Source organism: Streptomyces sp. NBC_01317 (genome assembly GCF_035961655.1).
Lineage (GTDB): Bacteria > Actinomycetota > Actinomycetes > Streptomycetales > Streptomycetaceae > Streptomyces.
This window is the reverse complement of the sequence record NZ_CP108393.1, coordinates 3932537-3948975: the sequence shown is the minus strand read 5'-3', so window position 1 is coordinate 3948975 and position 16439 is coordinate 3932537. Positions and strand designations below refer to the sequence as shown.

Sequence of the window (16439 nt, the reverse complement as noted above, 5' to 3'; positions counted from 1 at the left end):
CCTCAAGAGCTGCTGTCTTCGGTGTCTGCGGCGCGCACTTGCTGTGCGAGTCCTGTTAGCCCGCTGTACGCCTTTTGCCTGTCTCATGGCACACGGTCATGCGCGCAACGGGTGCAATCCCGTTGCGTGCAGCGCTGTCTCGTTTCGCGCGCTCCGGCTTGAGTCTGACAACGTTGTCTTCCTCTCTCTGCCGGACTGTGCGGGCCTATCGCGACGCTGGAGAGGTTACGTGCCCATCACATCCCAATCCCCCCTGCCCGGAGCGGTCCTTCCGCGGACCGCCCGCCGACGTCATCGACCCCTGCGCGCGCCGGTCGCCCTGCTGCTCACCGGTGTGCTCGGCCTCGGCGCGCTGGCCGGTGCCGGTGCCGGCGTGGCCGCCGCGGTGCCCGTCGCCACCGCGTCCGCGGGGACATCCGGCGGTACGGACTACACGAAGCTCGTCGACCCGTTCGTGTCGACCGCCGGCGACGACGGCAACGACCTGCCGGGCGCCCAGGCGCCGCACGGTCTGGCCAAGGTCAACCCGCTGACCACGCCGAACCGCAACCACACCGGGTACGACTACAACGAGGACCACATCGCCGGGTTCACCGCGACGAACCTCGACGGCGTCGGCGGCTCGGGAGGCGGCGGCGACCTGCTCGTCGTGCCGACCTCCGTGCGGTACGACAGCCGGCCCGCCGCCGGCACGTACGCCCACCCGTACAGCCACGACGACGAGACCGCGACGCCCGGCTCCTACCAGGTGGGCCTCGGGAGCATCTCCGGAACCGGCTCGTCGGTGAAGCAGGACGCCGGCACCATCAAGGCCGAGATGGCCGCGACGACGCGTACCGCGCTCCAGCGCTACAGCTTCCCCGCCGGGGCGGAGCCCGAGCTGGTCCTCGACCTGGCGAACAACTTCACCAGCCGCACCCGCTCGACCTTGAAGGCGACGACGCTCCCGGACGGGACGACCTCGATCACCGGCCTCGTCGCGGGATCGTTCAACGGCGCCTCGTACCAGCTCTACTACAGCGCCACCACCAACGTCCCCGTGACCTCGCTGAAGACCTGGGGCAACGACGGCAGGCTGAGCGACACGACCACGCGCGACGGCTCCGACACCGGCGCCGTCCTCGGGTTCGACAAGTCGGCCGGGGACCACATCGAACTGCGCGTCACGCTGTCGCCGATCAGCGCGGAACAGGCCGCGACCGACCAGCGCAACGAGGTGGGCGGCCTCACCTTCGACCAGGCGCGCGCCCGGACGAAGGCGGAGTGGAACAGCGCGCTCGGCGCCGTCGCCGTCCGCTCCTCGGCGACGTCCGACCCCGGGTCGACGCTCACCAAGGAGTTCTACACGCACCTGTACCGCATGTACGCGCTGCCGGTGAACGCCACCAGCACCAGCGGTACGTACCGCGGCGCCGACGGAGCCGTGCACACGGCGAACGGCTTCACGTACTACGACGGCTGGTCCACCTGGGACGACTTCCGCAAGTACTCCGTCGAGGCGTACATCGACCCGTCCACCTACCGGGACATGGTCCAGTCGCTCATCGTGCTCTTCGCCGACGCCCGCACCTCGGGCAAGAGCCTCGGCAGCCTCACCCACTCGGTCCCGACCGTGCGCTGGGAGCGCTCGGCCGTGCTGGTCGCCGACGCGCTGTCGAAGGGCTTCAAGAACTTCGACCGGCTGGACGAGGCGTACCCGGCGCTGCTCTCGTACTCCGGCTTCTACACGGGGGCGCAGCTGCGCCAGGGGTACGTCACCGGAGATCCCGGTACGACCGTCCAGCGCGGCTACGACCAGTGGGCGCTCTCCGTCGTCGCCGACGCGCTCGGCAAGAAGTCGGACGCGAAGAAGCTGCGTACCCAGTCGACCATGGCGATCGACAACCTCGTGAAGTCCGGCGCCTGGACCGCGGCCGACGGCACCGGGGTCGGTCTGCTCACCCCGCGCGCCGAGGGCGGTGACTGGCAGAGCGCCGACTACGAGAAGTTCGAGGCGGCCGGCCTCTACCAGGGCACGCTGTGGCAGTACCACTGGTACGACGCGTACGACATGGGCGGCCTTATCGAGGCCATGGGCGGGCCGAAGGCCGGGAAGGCCGCCGTCCGTCACATGTTCGGCGAGGACTCCACCGCCGACGACGGCTCGACCATGCTGCACTCCAACGCGAACGAGATCGACCTCCAGGCGCCGTACCTCTTCAACTACGTCGGCGAGCCGAGCCTGACGCAGAAGTGGGTACGGGCCATCTACACCGGCACGACGTGGAACCGCTACATCGCGACGGGCTCCACGAACGAGGCGCCCAGCTCCGGCGGCCAGTTCACGCCGCCGGTCAGGACCCAGGTCTACAAGCTGTCCCCGAACGGCTTCCTGCCGACCATGGACAACGACGCGGGCACCATGTCGACCATGTTTGTCGGGGCCGCCCTGGGCCTCTTCCCGGTGACGGCCGGTTCCAGCCAGTTCCAGATCGGCAGCCCGTTCTTCGACTCCACGACCATCACGTACGCCAACGGCACCCGGTTCACGGTGAAGGCCGACGGCGTCTCGCCGAGCAACTACTACGTGCAGAGCGCGACCCTCAACGGCAAGCGGTTCAGCAACACGTGGCTCGACTACTCCCAGATCATCTCCGGCGGCACGCTGGACTTCACCATGGGCTCCAAGCCCTCCCAGTGGGGCGCCCGCACGGAGCCCGCGTACTCGCTGAACAGCGACTCGGGCAACGGCGGTACGGGTGACGGCGGTTCGGGCCACGGCGGTACGGGAACGGGCAAGGGCGACACCGTCCTCTCCGCCCGCCCCGGCACCGTCGACACGACCGCGGACGGCACCGTCGACGGCAGCGTGAAGCTGACCCTGGACGGCCCCGCGTCGTTCGCCGCCCGCAAGGGGACCAGTCTCACCAGGACCGGGGCGGCGACCGTGACCGGCCTGCCGGGCGGTGTCACGGCGGACCTCCGCGTCAGCGGCTCGCGCACGGCGACGCTGTCGCTCACCGGGACTACGAAGGTCGACGCGCGCTTCGGCATCACGTTCCAGGACAAGGCCTTCGCCCACGGCGTACGGGCCTCGACGGTGAGCGGCACCGGGATCTCCCCGACCGACCCGCTCGTCATCTCCGCCGCCGCCGTGCCGCGCAAGGCCCTCGGCGCACTCGTCGGCCAGGCGTCCCTGGTGCGCGCCGGCACCTACTCCGACGGCTCCTGGAGCCTGTTCCGTTCGGCGCTCGAACGCGCGCGGACCGTCCTCGCGGACACCACGTCCGCGACCGGCACGCTCATGGCCGCGGACGACGCGCTGCACTCCGCCATCGACGCGCTCACCCTCGACGAGGGCGGCTACGCCGTCCTCCAGGCCGAGGACCCCGACCAGAAGGAGGGCCCCAGCCTCGTCAGCGAGCGGAACAACTCGGACGGCAACCTCGGCGGCGTCACCGAGGGATCGTGGGAGCGGTTCACCCAGCTGGACTTCGGCGGGGTCGCCCCGCAGAGCGTCTCGGTCCGCTACGCCAACTCGCAGGCGGTGGACGCGAAGCCGAGCAGCGTCGACATCCACGCCGGCGCCGCCGACGGCCCGGTCATCGCCACCGTCCAGCTGCCCGGGACCGGCGGCTGGCAGTACTACAGCACGGTGCGGGCGGCCGTCACCGACCCGGACGCCCTGCTGGACGCGGAGAGCGCGACGTTCGTGTTCCACGCCCCGGCCGGCCAGCAGTGGGTGTCGAACTTCGACTGGCACCAGTTCTCGCCGTACGAGGTCTCCGCGTCGCCCACGACCACGCTCGCCACGCTGACCACGGCCAACACCACCACGACCGGCGGCGGTTCGCTCCCGCTCAACCTCTCGAACGGCCTCTTCGAGAACGTGACGAACGGCGCGTGGGCGCAGTGGAAGGACACCGACCTCGGCGACGGCGCGGACACCGTCACCGTCCGCTATGACAAGCCGCAGTCGCGCGCGGCGTCGGACTCGCACATCGAACTGCGCCTCGGCTCGAAGGACGGCCCGAAGAGCGTCGACATCCCCCTCGACTACAGCGGTTCGGGCTGGGGGACCGTCGCGACCACGAGCGTGCGGCTCGACCCGGCCGTCCTCACCGGCGTCCAGGACGTGTACGCCGCCTTCCTCTCCAGTACGCAGACGGACGCCCAGCCCTACGTGGGCAACGTCTACTCGCTGACCCTGACGCGGGAGGCCGGCGCCCCCGTGGGCTTCGACGCCACCGCGTTCCGCTCGCACAGCGGCGGCGGGCTCAAGAGCGAGCCGGTCGGCTGGACCGGCTCCGGTTCCACCACCGACCTCGGCGGTACGTACGACGGGGCCTGGCTCGACTACGGGGAGATCGACTTCGGCAGCTCGCCCAAGAGCACCGTCACACTCACCTACGCCAACAACTCCGCCCGCTGCGGCACCGGTTCCGCTGTCCAGCTCTACCTGGACTCCTTCGACGCGGCCGACCCCGGCACGCCGTACGCGACCGTACCGCTGCCGGTCACGGGCAGCGCGTGGTCGGCAGGAGGGACGACAACTCTGGTGCTGCCCAAGGCGATCACCGGCAAGCACGCGGTCCACCTGCGGCTGACGACACACCCGGACGCCGGCCACCCGTACGTCGCGAATCTGGCCCGTATCACCTTCGACCACGTCGACACGCCCGCCGTCACGGACAAGTCCGCCCTGCGGAAGGCGATCGACCAGTACGAGGGAGTCTCCGGCGACGCGGGGCGCTACAACACGATCGACTTCGGTGTGTACGTTCGCGAACTCGCCTCGGCGCGCGCCCTCTTGGACGCCGACGACACGACACAGCTCGAAGTCGACGCACAGACCCGCCGTCTCACCCTGGCCGCGACCCAGTTGGTCCCGCTGCCGAGGCTGCGGCTGGAGGACCTGGTCACGACCGCGTCGGTTCTCACCAACGAGCGCTACACGGACGCGTCGTGGAAGGCGTTCACCACGGCACTCGCCGAGGCGAGGACCGCCGTCGCGGACACCACGGCCACGGACGCCACCCTCACCGCCCGGTACAACGCCCTCGATCACGCGAGGTCCGCGCTCAGGACGAAGCCCACGTCGGCGCCCGCCTCACCTGACGCGGTGTCGGCGGCGTCGGCCGGCTCCAGCGTGACCGTCGCCTGGTCCGCGCCCAAGGACACCGGCGGTTCACCGGTCACCGGCTACGAGGTCACCCTGGATGACGGCCACCAGGTCGGGATCCACGATCCGGACAGCCGCAGCACGACGTTCACCCGGCTGCGGGCGGGCCGGTCCTACACGGCACGCGTCCGGGCGGTGAACAGGTTCGGCGCCTCGCACCTGAGCCCCGCCACGGCACCCGTGGTGACCGGCGGCGGCAAGCCGCAGAAGCCGGCCGTGCAGGGCGTGATCACCGAGGGCCACCAGGTCCGGGTGACCTGGCGGGCGGCCGGCGACGGCGGATTCCCGGTCGTCGGCTACACCGTGGCCCTCGGCGACGGGACCACCGCGCACGTGCCCGCCACCACCGGCACGGCCCTGCTCACGACCACGGGCAGGGCCGGGCCGCACACGGCCACCGTGACGGCGGTCACCCTGGCCGGCACCTCGGACGACTCCGGCGCGACGGCTCAGGCGACCGCTCCGGCCGCCGTCTCCGACCCCGCGTACGAGCCGTCCCCCTTCCCGGACGACACGCTGAACGCGACCTACACGTCGGACAAGTGGCCGGGAGCCGGCGACGGCACGGACTACTTCAACGCCCTGCTCAACGGCATCGACGACCTCACCTCCGACATCCTCGGCGCCAACACCGAGGTGCCCCACGGCACCGCGCTCACCGCCGAGAACGACGAGATCGCCGTACGTATCAACAACGCGGCGACACAGAAGGAGGTGGACCGCGCCGAGGTCGACGCGGCGAACAGTCCCACCGTCACGATGGCCGACGGCCTCGGCTCCCGGCTCGGTCCTATCTACCAGGACGCCCTGAGCGGCGGTCAACTGCCCAAGACCAGCGCCCTCTTCTCCCGCGTCACGAAGAACCTGGACAAGGTCGACGCGGCGAAGAACCACTACGCCTACCAACGCCCGTACGTACGACTCGGGTTCGTGGGCGACGGCGGCGACATCTACGAGTCGCGGGACGGCTCGTACGGCAGCCTCGCCACCAGCGGCTCGTACCCGAGCGGCCACACCTACAGCGGCTACGAAGCCGGAACCGTCCTCGCCACCCTCCTGCCGGAGCTGGCACCGTCGATCCTCGCGCGCACCTCGGAGTATGGGGACAACCGCGTCGTCCTCGGGTTCCACTACCCGCTCGACGTCATGGGCGGCCGTATCGCGGGACAGGCCACCGTCGCGCACCGCTGGGCGGATCCCGACTTCGCGAAGCTGCTGACCCAGGCGCACACCGAGATGGAGAACGTGCTGCTCGCGCGGTGCGAGAAGGAGGGGTACGGCGACACGCTCGCGGCCTGCGCGGGCGACTCGTACGGCGGTCTGAGCAGGGCGCAGCACGTCGACCTGTACACGCGGCGCCTGACGTACGGGTTCTCCCGGGTGGGGAAGGCCGGGCAGGCCCTGAGGACACCGTCCGACGCGGCGGCCCTGCTGATCACCGCGTTCCCGGACCTCACCACCGGGCAGCGCACGCAGATCCTGGAGCAGACCGCGACGGACTCCGGGTACCCGCTCGACCTCACAGGGGACGGTGGAGCGAGCTGGGAGCGGATCAACCTGGCGGCGGCGATGACGGCGCGCGTGAAGGTCGGCACCGACGGGTCCGTCACCGTCACCAACTTCCCGGACGCCACGAAGGCGAGTGTCGCCGACGCGAGGGCGATCAAGGCCGGGGGCGCCGCGCTCGACGGCTTCGACCCGGAGGTGTCCACGTACGTGGTCGACTGGCCGAAGAACGAGAGGATCCCGGCCGTCTCCGCCGTACCGGCCCACTCCGGCGCGCGGGTGAAGGTCAGTGACGGCGGTTCGGTCCTCTCGTCGACCGGCTCCCGTCTCACCACCCGTACGGTCAAGGTGACCTCGGCCAACGGTTCGGTCACCCGGATCTACACGGTCGGCTTCCGGCCCACGGACCGCGGCGACCGGTAGGCCGCGGCAGGATCCCGCTGATCCTCGGGAGGCGCACCGCCGACGGCGGCCGGCCCCTCCGGGCGAACCCCTGGTGTTCGCCTGGAGGGGCCGTCGGCATGACGGCCCGGCGGTCCGTCAGCGTCGCCTCCCCGATTCCTAGACGGAGGACGTCGGCTGACTGGCCATCAGGTGATCGACGAGCGCCAGCAGCACATCGCGGCCGGCCGCCCGGTCGCGGGCGTCGCAGAGCACCAGCGGCACCTGGGGGTCCAGGGCGAGCGCCCCGCGGATCTCCTCCACGGTCCGGTCCCGTACCCCGTGGAAGCAGTTGATGCCGACGACGAAGGGGATGCCGCGGCTCTCGAAGAAGTCGATCGAGGCGAAGCTCACCTCCAGCCGCCGGGTGTCGACCAGGACCACCGCGCCCATCGCCCCGTTGACCAGGTCGTTCCACATGAACCAGAAGCGTTCCTGCCCGGGGGTGCCGAACAGGTAGACCACGAGGTCGTCGCTGATGGTGATCCGCCCGAAGTCCAGTGCGACGGTGGTGGTGAACTTGCTGTTCAGACCGTCCAGGTCGTCCACGCCGACGCTGGCCCGGGTCAGGTACTCCTCGGTGCGCAGCGGGGCGACCTCGCTCACCGAGGCGACCAGAGTCGTCTTCCCGACGCCGAATCCGCCGGCGACCAGGATCTTCACCGCCAGGGGAGCGGTGTCCGTACCGCCTGCCGCCGGGTCCGAAGCGCGGCCTGGAACGCGGCCGGAACCATGGCCGGACCTGTGGTCGGACGCGTGCTCAGAGCTGGCGTAGTCCATCTCTCACCGCCTCAAGGATAGTCATGTCGGGAAGGCCGCCCGCCCGGGTGAACGGCCGTGGCGAACGGGCCCACATCTGCCCGGAGTCGACCAGATCGCCGATGAGGATCTTGGCCAGCGACACCGGGAGGCCCAGTTCGGCGGCGACTTCCACCACCGCCTTGGGATTCCGGCACGTCGCGAGGATCGTGCGGTGCTCCGGCTGCATCCTGCGCACCGAGAGCGCCGCTCGCGTGGTGGTCTCGGGCACCGTCGTCAACAGGGTGATCAGTGTCAGATCCGCCCGCTCGGGGGTGGTGCGACCGCTGGTGATCGTGTACGGGCGGACCAGTTGCTCGTCGGCGTCATCGTCGTCGAACCCCTCGGTCCAGTGCGTCATCCGGCTCTCCCGGCGTCATCGGACGGCGGAGTTCGCGCGTCGGTGCCCAGCCGCTGGCCGACCTGCTGGACCAGGGTGTGCATCGCGACGCTCATCAGCTCGGCGTCGACCTCCTGGGAGGCGATCACCGCCAGGTGCGTACCGCGGCCGGCGGAGATCACGAACAGCCACAGGTCGGCCATCTCGACGATGACCTGATGCACCGGGCCGCCGCCGAAGAGCTGCCCGGTGCCGCGGGCGAGGCTCTGCTGGCCGGTGGCGATCGCGGCGAGCCGCTCGGCGTCCGAGCGGTCGATGGTCCGCGAACGGCTCATCACCAGGCCGTCGTCCGAGAGCACGATGGCGTGCCGGGTGCCCGTGACCTGGTCGACCAGGCCGTCCAGAAGCCAGTCCAGATCCACATCGGTGGCCGTCGTTCGCTGCGTCATTCTCGATCATCCGTCCTAGGAGAGCCAGGCCAGTTGGACGCGGGAGGCCGTTCACCGTAGCCGTCACCGTTGTCGTTGCCATTGCCGTAGCCGTAACCGTTGACATCGCCGTTGCCGTTGCCGTTGTCGTCGCCGCGGCCGGAGTCGTAGCCGTAGCCGTAGCCGTTGGTGTGTCCGGTGTCGTAGCCGGCGTCGTAGCCGGTGGCGTAACCGCCCCCGGCACCGGGAGCGTCCTCGAAGGCCCTGTCGAAGGACCCGTTGACGCCCCCGCCGGTGCCGCCGGGACCGGTGCCGAAACCGCCCGCGGCGCCGACGTCCGAGTCGTCTCCGCTCCGGGCCAGCCGGGACTGCCGCTGGAACGCGCCGATCGTGGCCCCGGACCGGCCGGGCCGTTCGGGGACCGTCCAGAGGTCCGGCTCGTCCAGCGCCTCCGGTTCCGCCGGGATCTGGAGTTCGGGCGCCAGGCTGGCCTGGCGGACCCGCTGGGGCAGCGGCCTCACTTCGGCCGGCGGGGGCGGTGGGGCCGGAGGGGCCGGGGGAGACGCCCCGATGTCGTCCGGCGGCCAGAGACCGGCCGCGGTGACGTTCGCCATCGCGTGTCCCCTGGCGCGGAAGGGCAACTGCCCGTCCTCGTGCGACGTCCGCGGACCGAAGGCGGCGCCGTGCGGGTGCCGCCTCGGACCGGGCGGGTACGTCGGGACCTCCGGGGCGAGTACGGCCGGCTGCCGGGGCGCCTCGCCGGGCGGCTCGACCACCATCTGTTGCGGCAGCAGTACGATCACCCGGGTTCCGCCGAAGGCCGACGGCCGCAGCTCCACCCGCAGGCCCAGACCCGCCGACAGCCGGGCGACCACGTACAGACCGAGCCGTACGTCATCGGCCTGGGCCATCACGTCGAGCTGCGGCGGCGCCTCCATCAGCGCGTTGGCGGCGGCGTACTGCTCGGGCTCCATGCCCAGGCCGCGGTCCTCGATCTCGACCGCGAGGCCCCGGCTGACCAGCGCGGCCCGTACCTCGACCGGATTCGGCGGCTTGGAGAAGGCGGCGGCGTTCTCCATCAGCTCCGCCAGTATGTGCACCAGCGGACCCACCGCCCGCTGGTGCACCCAGGGCTGGTCCTCGACGTCGATCGTGATCCGGCGGTAGTCCTGCACCTCGCCCTGCGCGGCGCGCAGCACGTCGAGCAGCTGGACCGGCTTGTGCCAGCGGCGCTGCGGCTGGCCGCCGCCGAGGATGACCAGGTTCTCCTCGTAGCGGCGCAGCCGGGCGGTGAGGTGGTCCAGGTCGAACAGGCCGTTCAGTACGTCCGGGTCGTCGTGTGTACGTTCCAGCTCGTCCAGCTTGCGCAGCTGGAGGCCGATGAGGATCTGGGTGCGGCGGGCGATCCGCTGGAGGAGGCGCTCGAAGCCGCGGTGCTGTTCGGCCTGCCGTACGGCGGTGGACACGGCGCTGCGGCTGGCCGCGTTCAGGGCCCGCCCGAGCTCGCCGAGCTCGTCGGGGGTGGGCTCGACCAGCCGTACCTCGCGGTCCACGTCGACGTTCTCGCCGCGCTCCAGCCGGGTCACCACGTCGGGCAGCCGCTGCTGGAGTTCCACGGCTTCCTCGCGCAGGGCGTAGATGCGCCGGCGCAGGGTGACGGTGAGGCGCCAGCTGGTGAGGATGACCAGGATCACGGCCAGCAGCCCGGCGGCGCTGATGATGACGAGGGTCCGCTGGAGCTGGCTGACGCTGTCGGCGGAGACCTTGTTGAGGTTCGCGGCCCGGACCAGGGCCAGATTCAGCAGCTGCGGGGAGTTGGCGTCCACCGAGTCGCGCCACCGGGTGTGGATCTCGCCGAGCACCAACTCGCCCTGCGTGTGGTGGGGACCGGCCTCGACGATCTGCCCCTCCAGGTTCTGCTGGGTCGCCCAGGACTTGGCGGCCGTCAGCTTTTTGTACGTGTCGCGTTCGGCCCCGGTGAGGCTGAGGGCGACCCGCTGGAGCAGGTAGTCCTGAGCGCCGACGGCATCGACGAACACGTTGTATTCCTCGATCGTCAGATACCCGCTCTTCCAGTTCCTGCCGAGCAGGGAGTTCTCGCGCCCGAGCATGTCGATGGCGCTGTAGAGGTCGACCATGGTGTGCGCCAGCAAGGTCACACCGGCGTTGCTGCTGCGGCCCAGCGCGGTGAAGACGCTGATCAGCGAGTCGACGGTGCCGCTGTAGTAGGTGAACGCCGCCTTCTGGCCGGCCGACCGGGTGTCCACCGCCTGGCGCCGCACGGAGAGTTCGTCGAGATCGCGCACGGTGTCGGCGAGAGCCTTGCCGAGCCCCTGCTGCCCGTGCGAGGTGCTCTCGGCCGCGACGGGACGGAAGCCGGTCACCGCCTTGTCGGTCGCCGTGCGCGCGGCGACCAGCTTGCCCCGGGTGGTGGCGCCGGGGTCGGCCAGCGCTTCCGCGGTGAGCCGCCGCTCCTCCTGGAGGGACCGGAAGAGGACGGCCGCCGGCCGGTTCAACGAGGCGGTCAGGTCGGTCTGGGACTTCTCCGACTGCCAGCGGGTGGCGAGCTGATACGTGCTCAGGCCCCACAGGGGCGCGAGCGCGAGGCTCGGTACGACCACGAGGATGATCAGAACGGTACGCAGGGGCAGTCGACGGGAGCTGCCCCTTGACCCAACCAGTGCCGCGACAACGTTGGTTGACGTCGGAGCAGCAGCATCCGATGGCTGGTTCCCGACGGCCGCGCTTCGGGTCCGTCGGCCCCCGAACCTACCCAATCCGGTCACTTTAGGGATGCTCCCCTCACCGTTCGGTGCCTCTATGAGGAAAAATCGCCAAAGTCCGGCGACTGGTGGCTGATAGTAGCCACACACAACGAACCTCGTAAGCCCCTGGGCCACACCCGGCGCATCCGGTCTTCCACGGACCATCTCCGCGAGCCCGCCGGGTGGTTGGTCATGTGTCCAGCGTGTTCCGGACAATCCCGGCCGTGGTGCCCGTGGAGGGGGGTGGGGTGGAAGCGGCAGGAAGAGAGGACAGATGACAACGCAGCGGCCGGAACGGCTGACCCACGCTGCGGGCCGACGGAACGGAGTGGGCCTCGGGGCCCCAGTGGCATATGCGGCGAGTACCGGAACGGCTGGGCGACAGCGTTGTGCCGGGCCGTACTTCTGGGACAGTGAGCAACGGATTCCGAACCCACGGCACGCCGTGGGGCGTTCGCATCCAAGCGCAGTCTCAAGCGCACTCTCATGCACAGTCTCAAGCGCAGGCTCAAGCACCGGATCGCGCAGGCAGCACTCATCAACAGGAGGCACGCCCATGCACGTCCGCACCGCAGATCTGCCCATCAGACCCGTCCGGGCCGTACTGCTCGTCTTAGGCATGCTGGCCGCTCTGCTGGCCGCGGCCCTTCCCGCTGCCGGCCCCGCCCAGGCCGCCGTACCCGACCGCTGGGGATTCGCGTATCTGGACAACGCGACCCCGCCTCCCGGCTACGTACCCGATCCCTCCCGGCAGTGGGGCAGTTGGACCTCCCCGTCCACCAACCCCGTCAAGGTGGACCAGATCGGCCTCGGTTCGTACGTGGTGCACTTCCCGCTGATCGGCGGTCCGGGCGGGATCGCCCACGCCACCGCGGTGAACAGCGGCCCCCAGTGGTGCCAGATCGCCGACTGGAAGACCGTCGGGTCCGGTCAGGACGTCTACGTGAGCTGCTACCTGCCCAGCGGCGCACCCGCCAACTCCACCTTCACGGTGCTCTACACGAGCAGCAGCGGACTGCCCGCCGCGCCCTCGGGCTCGTACGGCTACATCAACTCGGACAGCGCCGGCACGGTTCTCACCCAGTACAACTCCACGGGTGCCACCAACGCGGTGAGCAAGGGCTCGACCGGCATCTGGAAGGCGTGGCTCCCCGGTCTCGGGCTGTCCACCAACGCCGGCGACCTTCAGGTGACCGCGGTCGACGCGCTACAGGGTGCGCGATGCAAGGTGTCCGACTGGGCACCGGGCACGGCGGGTCAGACCGTCCTGGTCGCCTGCTACGACGCGTCCAACGCCCCGTACGACACCGAGTGGACCTTGAGCTACTCGTACCTGCGAGCGGTCCACGGCCCGGCCTTTCCGCCGAGGTCCTTCGGATACCTCTGGTACAACGGATCGCTGCCTCCCCTGACCAACTACAACTCCAGCGGAGCCACCAACACCCTCGGCGGCTCGGGAGCCCCCTTCACGGTCACCATGCCGTCGGTGGCGGTCCCCTCGGACACCGCCCAGGTCACCGCCTACGGCAGCGGCCCCGCGTACTGCGGCCTACAGATGCCCTGGTCCAGGACCAGCGGCTCGGCCCGGCTCTACGTCACGTGCTTCGCCCCAGGGGGTGCCCCGGTGAAGGCCCCGTTCTTCGCCGCCTACACCTCGGCTTTCTGACCTGAGACCCGGCTGCCGCGGAGCACATCACCACAACGGCACGCTCCGCGGCACGCCGGAGACCCCCAGGAATCCGAGGCATCCGTACAGCGAAAGGGCCCAGGTCACCGACCTGGGCCCGGACGTCGGCGGCCGGACGGTACCCGTGGCCTGCCGGTGGGCGGGACCGGTCTCACCACCCGCAGTCGATGTCGGCGGATCCGCCACACCGCATCCCATGGACGACGCCGACCCCGACGCCGACGCCGCCGGTGGCACAGAAGACGGGCGCTTCCCGAACCGCGGAGTGCTACGGCTGCATCCTCCACATGCTCCAGGTCCGCAATGTATGTCTTCGCCGCATTGCCGTGGAACTTTTCGCGCGCCGCTCGGAGGCAAGCGCGGGGCGCAAGGAGCGTTCGCCAAGGGTCGATCGGGAGGTGTGCGCAGGGCGCTCCGAGCTTGGGAATCACTGGTGCTTGATCGCCTTCGGTTGCCCCGGTTGCCCCGGTTGCCCCGGATGTCAACACCATCGCGCCGCAGCTTGGTCCGGCTACGGGGGATTCACTGGGGGGAGGACCAGTACACCGACGGCACGATGAAGATCGCGGTGAATGCCGCCGTCGGTAGTCGTCCTTCGTCGGAGCCCGGTGATGACGATCGGGTGACTTCCTCACGGTCACCCGGATCGGTGGCCCGTCCCGCATGCTGCAGGGCTCACCGATCACGCCGATGAGCCCTGCGGGTTGCCGCTCCCACCGCCTCGCGGAAGTCGCCGGGGCGGGAATCCGTATCGGCCCCCACCACACCCGCGAGACCCCCGGACCGTCAGCCCGCCGTCGGCGGCGTCGGTACCCAGTCCGCGCCGGGCGCGGTCTCCGTACCATCGGCGAGTACAGCCGTCACCCAGTAGTAGTGGGTCGTGCCGGAGGCCGCTGTGGTGTCCGTGTACGAAGTGAACGCATGCGGGTCGGCGCCGGTCAGCGGCTCGTACCGGGCCGCGGCCCGGTCCCAGCGGTACACGCGGTAGCCTGTCGCCCCCTCGACCGCGTTCCAGGACAGCTCCACCGCGCCCTGCGTCCCCGTCCGGGCGTTCAGGTACAGGGGTGAACCCGGGGGAGTAGGGACGGTCGGCGTCAGGTCCAGCGCGGTGACGATCCTGGCGTCGGCCGCCTTGGTCCACCGGTAGTTCGAGTTGCCGCTGGTGTCGACGGCGTCGATCCAGAAGCAGTGCTCGCCGCCGTTCGGCTTCGCCGAGTACAGGTAGTGCGTCGTGGACGTGTCGAGGTAGGCGTACTCCGTGCCGCTGCACACGGTCTCGCCGTCGTCCCCGCGCAGTACCGTCCCGACGTAGACCACGTACCGCGCGAGGTCGGACTCGGTGTTCGCCTTCCAGTTCAGTGCGATGCCGTACTCGGTCGCCTCGGCGGTGACTCCGCTGACGGCGGCCGGCGGGGTGAGGTCGCGGTCGGAGACGAGCGTGGTGACGGACGCGGTGCCGGAGGCGGCCGACTCGCGGCCGCCGTTGTCGTAGCCCTTCACCACGTAGTGGTAAGTGGTCTCGGCGCCCGTGGTCGTGTCAGTACAGCTGTACTGCTTCTGGCCGTCGGCGAGAGTGGTCGACCGCGCGTCGCACCGCACCGGCTCGCCGGTGGTGTCCACCGGCAGGGACGTGGAGCGGTAGACGTGGTAGCCGAAATAGGCCCCGCCCGTCACAGAGTTGACCTTCCAGGTCAGTGCCACCCGATTGGCGTCCGCCCGGGCGGCGACCTCGTACGGCGCCGCGACGGGGCGCGAGACCTCCACACCGGCACTGATCGGTGATACCTGGTACCTGGTGGCGTGCCTGCCCTCCTGTATGCGCCGTGGCGATGGCGAAGTAACCGAAGCTGTTGGCCGGTGTTCGCCGATCCGGGATGATCCACGTATCGGGAGGCGGGGCTTCCGTTGTCAGACCTCTCGGTCAGACTCGTGGCATGAGCGTGAGGTCGGACTTCTCCCTGGATTTGCAGTTGGGGCTTGTGCTGAATGAGGCCGTTCATCCGGATGTGAAGGGAGCTCTCGTATCGGCAAGAGAGCACATGAACAGTGGGCGAGGAGGGCATCGCCGTGGCGGGAAGGTCCTCATCCATCTGTTGGAGACGGTCCGTCGACGTGCGGCGGACGTTGGCGAATGGCAGGTCGTCCGGCTGGTCCAGGACTCACTGGACTATGCCGAGGGGCGGATCCTTCAACCTGACTTCCATGAGCGCCATCGCCTGTTCCAGGATGGCGTTCGTAACAAGAGGCTCCAGAAGTATGCGGGAAACGGGCTCGGGATCGAGCTCAAGTACCTTGCAGAGGCAGGTCGTGAGTTCGTTGACGAGCATCCTGATGCCAGCCTGGACGATCTGATCGTCCACCTCTTCTCGCTCTCAGAGGACGCGCGGTTTCTTGATGCGCCGGAGGACCGTCCGGGGCGGTATCGCCTTCTTCGCGGGCGCGCGGAGTTGGCGGTGTGGCTGCAACGTGTCCTGCAGGAGCGGGTGGACATCGAGGATCCAGCAGAAGCTGCTCGCCGAATCACCACCTCGCCGGAGGCCATTGCTCTGCTTGCCGCAGATACAGAAGGCCAGATGGTTCTCCGCGCGGCTGAGTTGCACCGGCGATCGGGCGGCCTGGCGGCCCTCCGTACGGTTGTGGAGGATCCATCGGCATCCGAACACGCCCTTCAGCGTGCCTTGGAAGGACAGCACTGGATCTTCGGCGGACGGTTCGTGGGGGAGGCGATCCATCGGCGGCTGGTTCCGGGGGACGAGGTCGATCTTCCTCTGATCCGCCATGACGGGGCTTTGCACGTCGTCGAGTTGAAGCGAGCCATGAGCCTGAGCGGCCCTCTGGTGAAGAAGCACCGCGGATCATGGATTCCTACGGCCCAAGTACACGACGCCGTCGGTCAGGCCGTGAACTACCTGGTCGGCTTGGACGAGAACCGCCACCGGCTCCGCGAAGATCTCGGCATCGAAACCCGTCGAGCCAGCGCGATGGTGCTGATCGGGCACCCGTTGGTGCAGCCCCTCGTACCCGAGGAGTCGATCAACGAGGCGCTGCGCACACTCAACACTCACGTGAATCGCGTCGAGGTTCTCACCTACAAGGAGTTGATCGACAACGCCGAACGTTCCCTTGGCAGCACATCGGCGGCTTAGCTCCTTCGTGACAGCTTGGCCGAAGGTGAAGAAATAGGCTGCGGATTTCGCTAGGGCGACGGTCCTGGATCGGTCGGTCGCGGTCAGCCTGTGAGCGGTGATGTGCCGCCGCTCTACCTGCCTCGTGGAGGGCGACGACTTCGCACAGGACGTTCGTGACCATGACG

8 protein-coding genes are annotated in these 16439 nt (G+C 69.7%); 3 read left to right on the top strand and 5 right to left on the bottom strand.

Translation table 11 applies throughout. The annotated features are described in order from the left end of the window. Positions 1–229 precede the first annotated feature (229 nt). Positions 230–7090 (top strand): glycoside hydrolase domain-containing protein, encoded by a 6861-nt coding sequence (locus OG349_RS16820; protein ID WP_327235380.1) that lies wholly within the window; start codon positions 230–232, stop codon positions 7088–7090. Positions 7091–7228: 138 nt separating this feature from the next. On the opposite strand, the gene OG349_RS16815 is transcribed toward OG349_RS16820, so the two are convergent. Genes OG349_RS16815 through OG349_RS16800 form a run of 4 tightly spaced genes read right to left on the bottom strand, consistent with a single transcriptional unit; the run spans position 7229 to position 11295 of the window. Further along, the gene (locus tag OG349_RS16815) at positions 7229–7888 is read right to left on the bottom strand and encodes a GTP-binding protein (protein ID WP_327235379.1); all 660 of its coding nucleotides are present in this window, start codon (positions 7886–7888) and stop codon (positions 7229–7231) included. Further along, positions 7869–8267, bottom strand: coding sequence for a DUF742 domain-containing protein (locus OG349_RS16810; RefSeq protein ID WP_327235378.1), 399 nt, complete (start codon positions 8265–8267; stop codon positions 7869–7871). Before OG349_RS16810 ends, OG349_RS16815 begins: the two co-directional genes overlap by 20 nt. Further along, on the bottom strand, positions 8264–8695 hold the full coding sequence (locus OG349_RS16805) for a roadblock/LC7 domain-containing protein (RefSeq protein ID WP_327235377.1): 432 nt from the start codon (positions 8693–8695) through the stop codon (positions 8264–8266). Before OG349_RS16805 ends, OG349_RS16810 begins: the two co-directional genes overlap by 4 nt. Then, positions 8692–11295 carry a sensor histidine kinase gene (locus OG349_RS16800; RefSeq protein ID WP_327235376.1) on the bottom strand — a complete coding sequence of 868 codons (2604 nt, stop codon included), beginning with the start codon at positions 11293–11295 and terminating at the stop codon, positions 8692–8694. The genes OG349_RS16805 and OG349_RS16800 overlap by 4 nt, the downstream gene beginning before the upstream one ends. Positions 11296–11995: 700 nt before the next feature. Between OG349_RS16800 and OG349_RS16795 the strand changes: the two genes are divergently transcribed. Further along, entirely contained in the window at positions 11996–13105 is a 1110-nt protein-coding gene (locus OG349_RS16795) for a hypothetical protein (RefSeq protein ID WP_327235375.1), read from the top strand. Between the two features lie 807 nt (positions 13106–13912). Here OG349_RS16795 and OG349_RS16790 read toward each other — a convergent pair. Beyond that, on the bottom strand, positions 13913–14890 hold the full coding sequence (locus OG349_RS16790; RefSeq protein WP_327235374.1) for a hypothetical protein: 978 nt from the start codon (positions 14888–14890) through the stop codon (positions 13913–13915). A gap of 170 nt (positions 14891–15060) precedes the next feature. Here OG349_RS16790 and OG349_RS16785 point away from each other — a divergent pair, with 170 nt between their 5' ends. Then, positions 15061–16272 (top strand): Shedu anti-phage system protein SduA domain-containing protein, encoded by a 1212-nt coding sequence (locus OG349_RS16785; RefSeq protein WP_327235373.1) that lies wholly within the window; start codon positions 15061–15063, stop codon positions 16270–16272. Positions 16273–16439 lie beyond the last annotated feature (167 nt).

Bases quoted from the DNA above. Each gene is read 5' to 3' on its own strand.
- OG349_RS16815 (WP_327235379.1), bottom strand. From the start codon at position 7,888: ATGGACTACGCCAGCTCTGAGCACGCGTCCGACCACAGGTCCGGCCAT.
- OG349_RS16810 (WP_327235378.1), bottom strand. From the start codon at position 8,267: ATGACGCACTGGACCGAGGGGTTCGACGACGATGACGCCGACGAGCAA.
- OG349_RS16805 (WP_327235377.1), bottom strand. From the start codon at position 8,695: ATGACGCAGCGAACGACGGCCACCGATGTGGATCTGGACTGGCTTCTG.
- OG349_RS16795 (WP_327235375.1), top strand. From the start codon at position 11,996: ATGCACGTCCGCACCGCAGATCTGCCCATCAGACCCGTCCGGGCCGTA.
- OG349_RS16785 (WP_327235373.1), top strand. From the start codon at position 15,061: ATGAGCGTGAGGTCGGACTTCTCCCTGGATTTGCAGTTGGGGCTTGTG.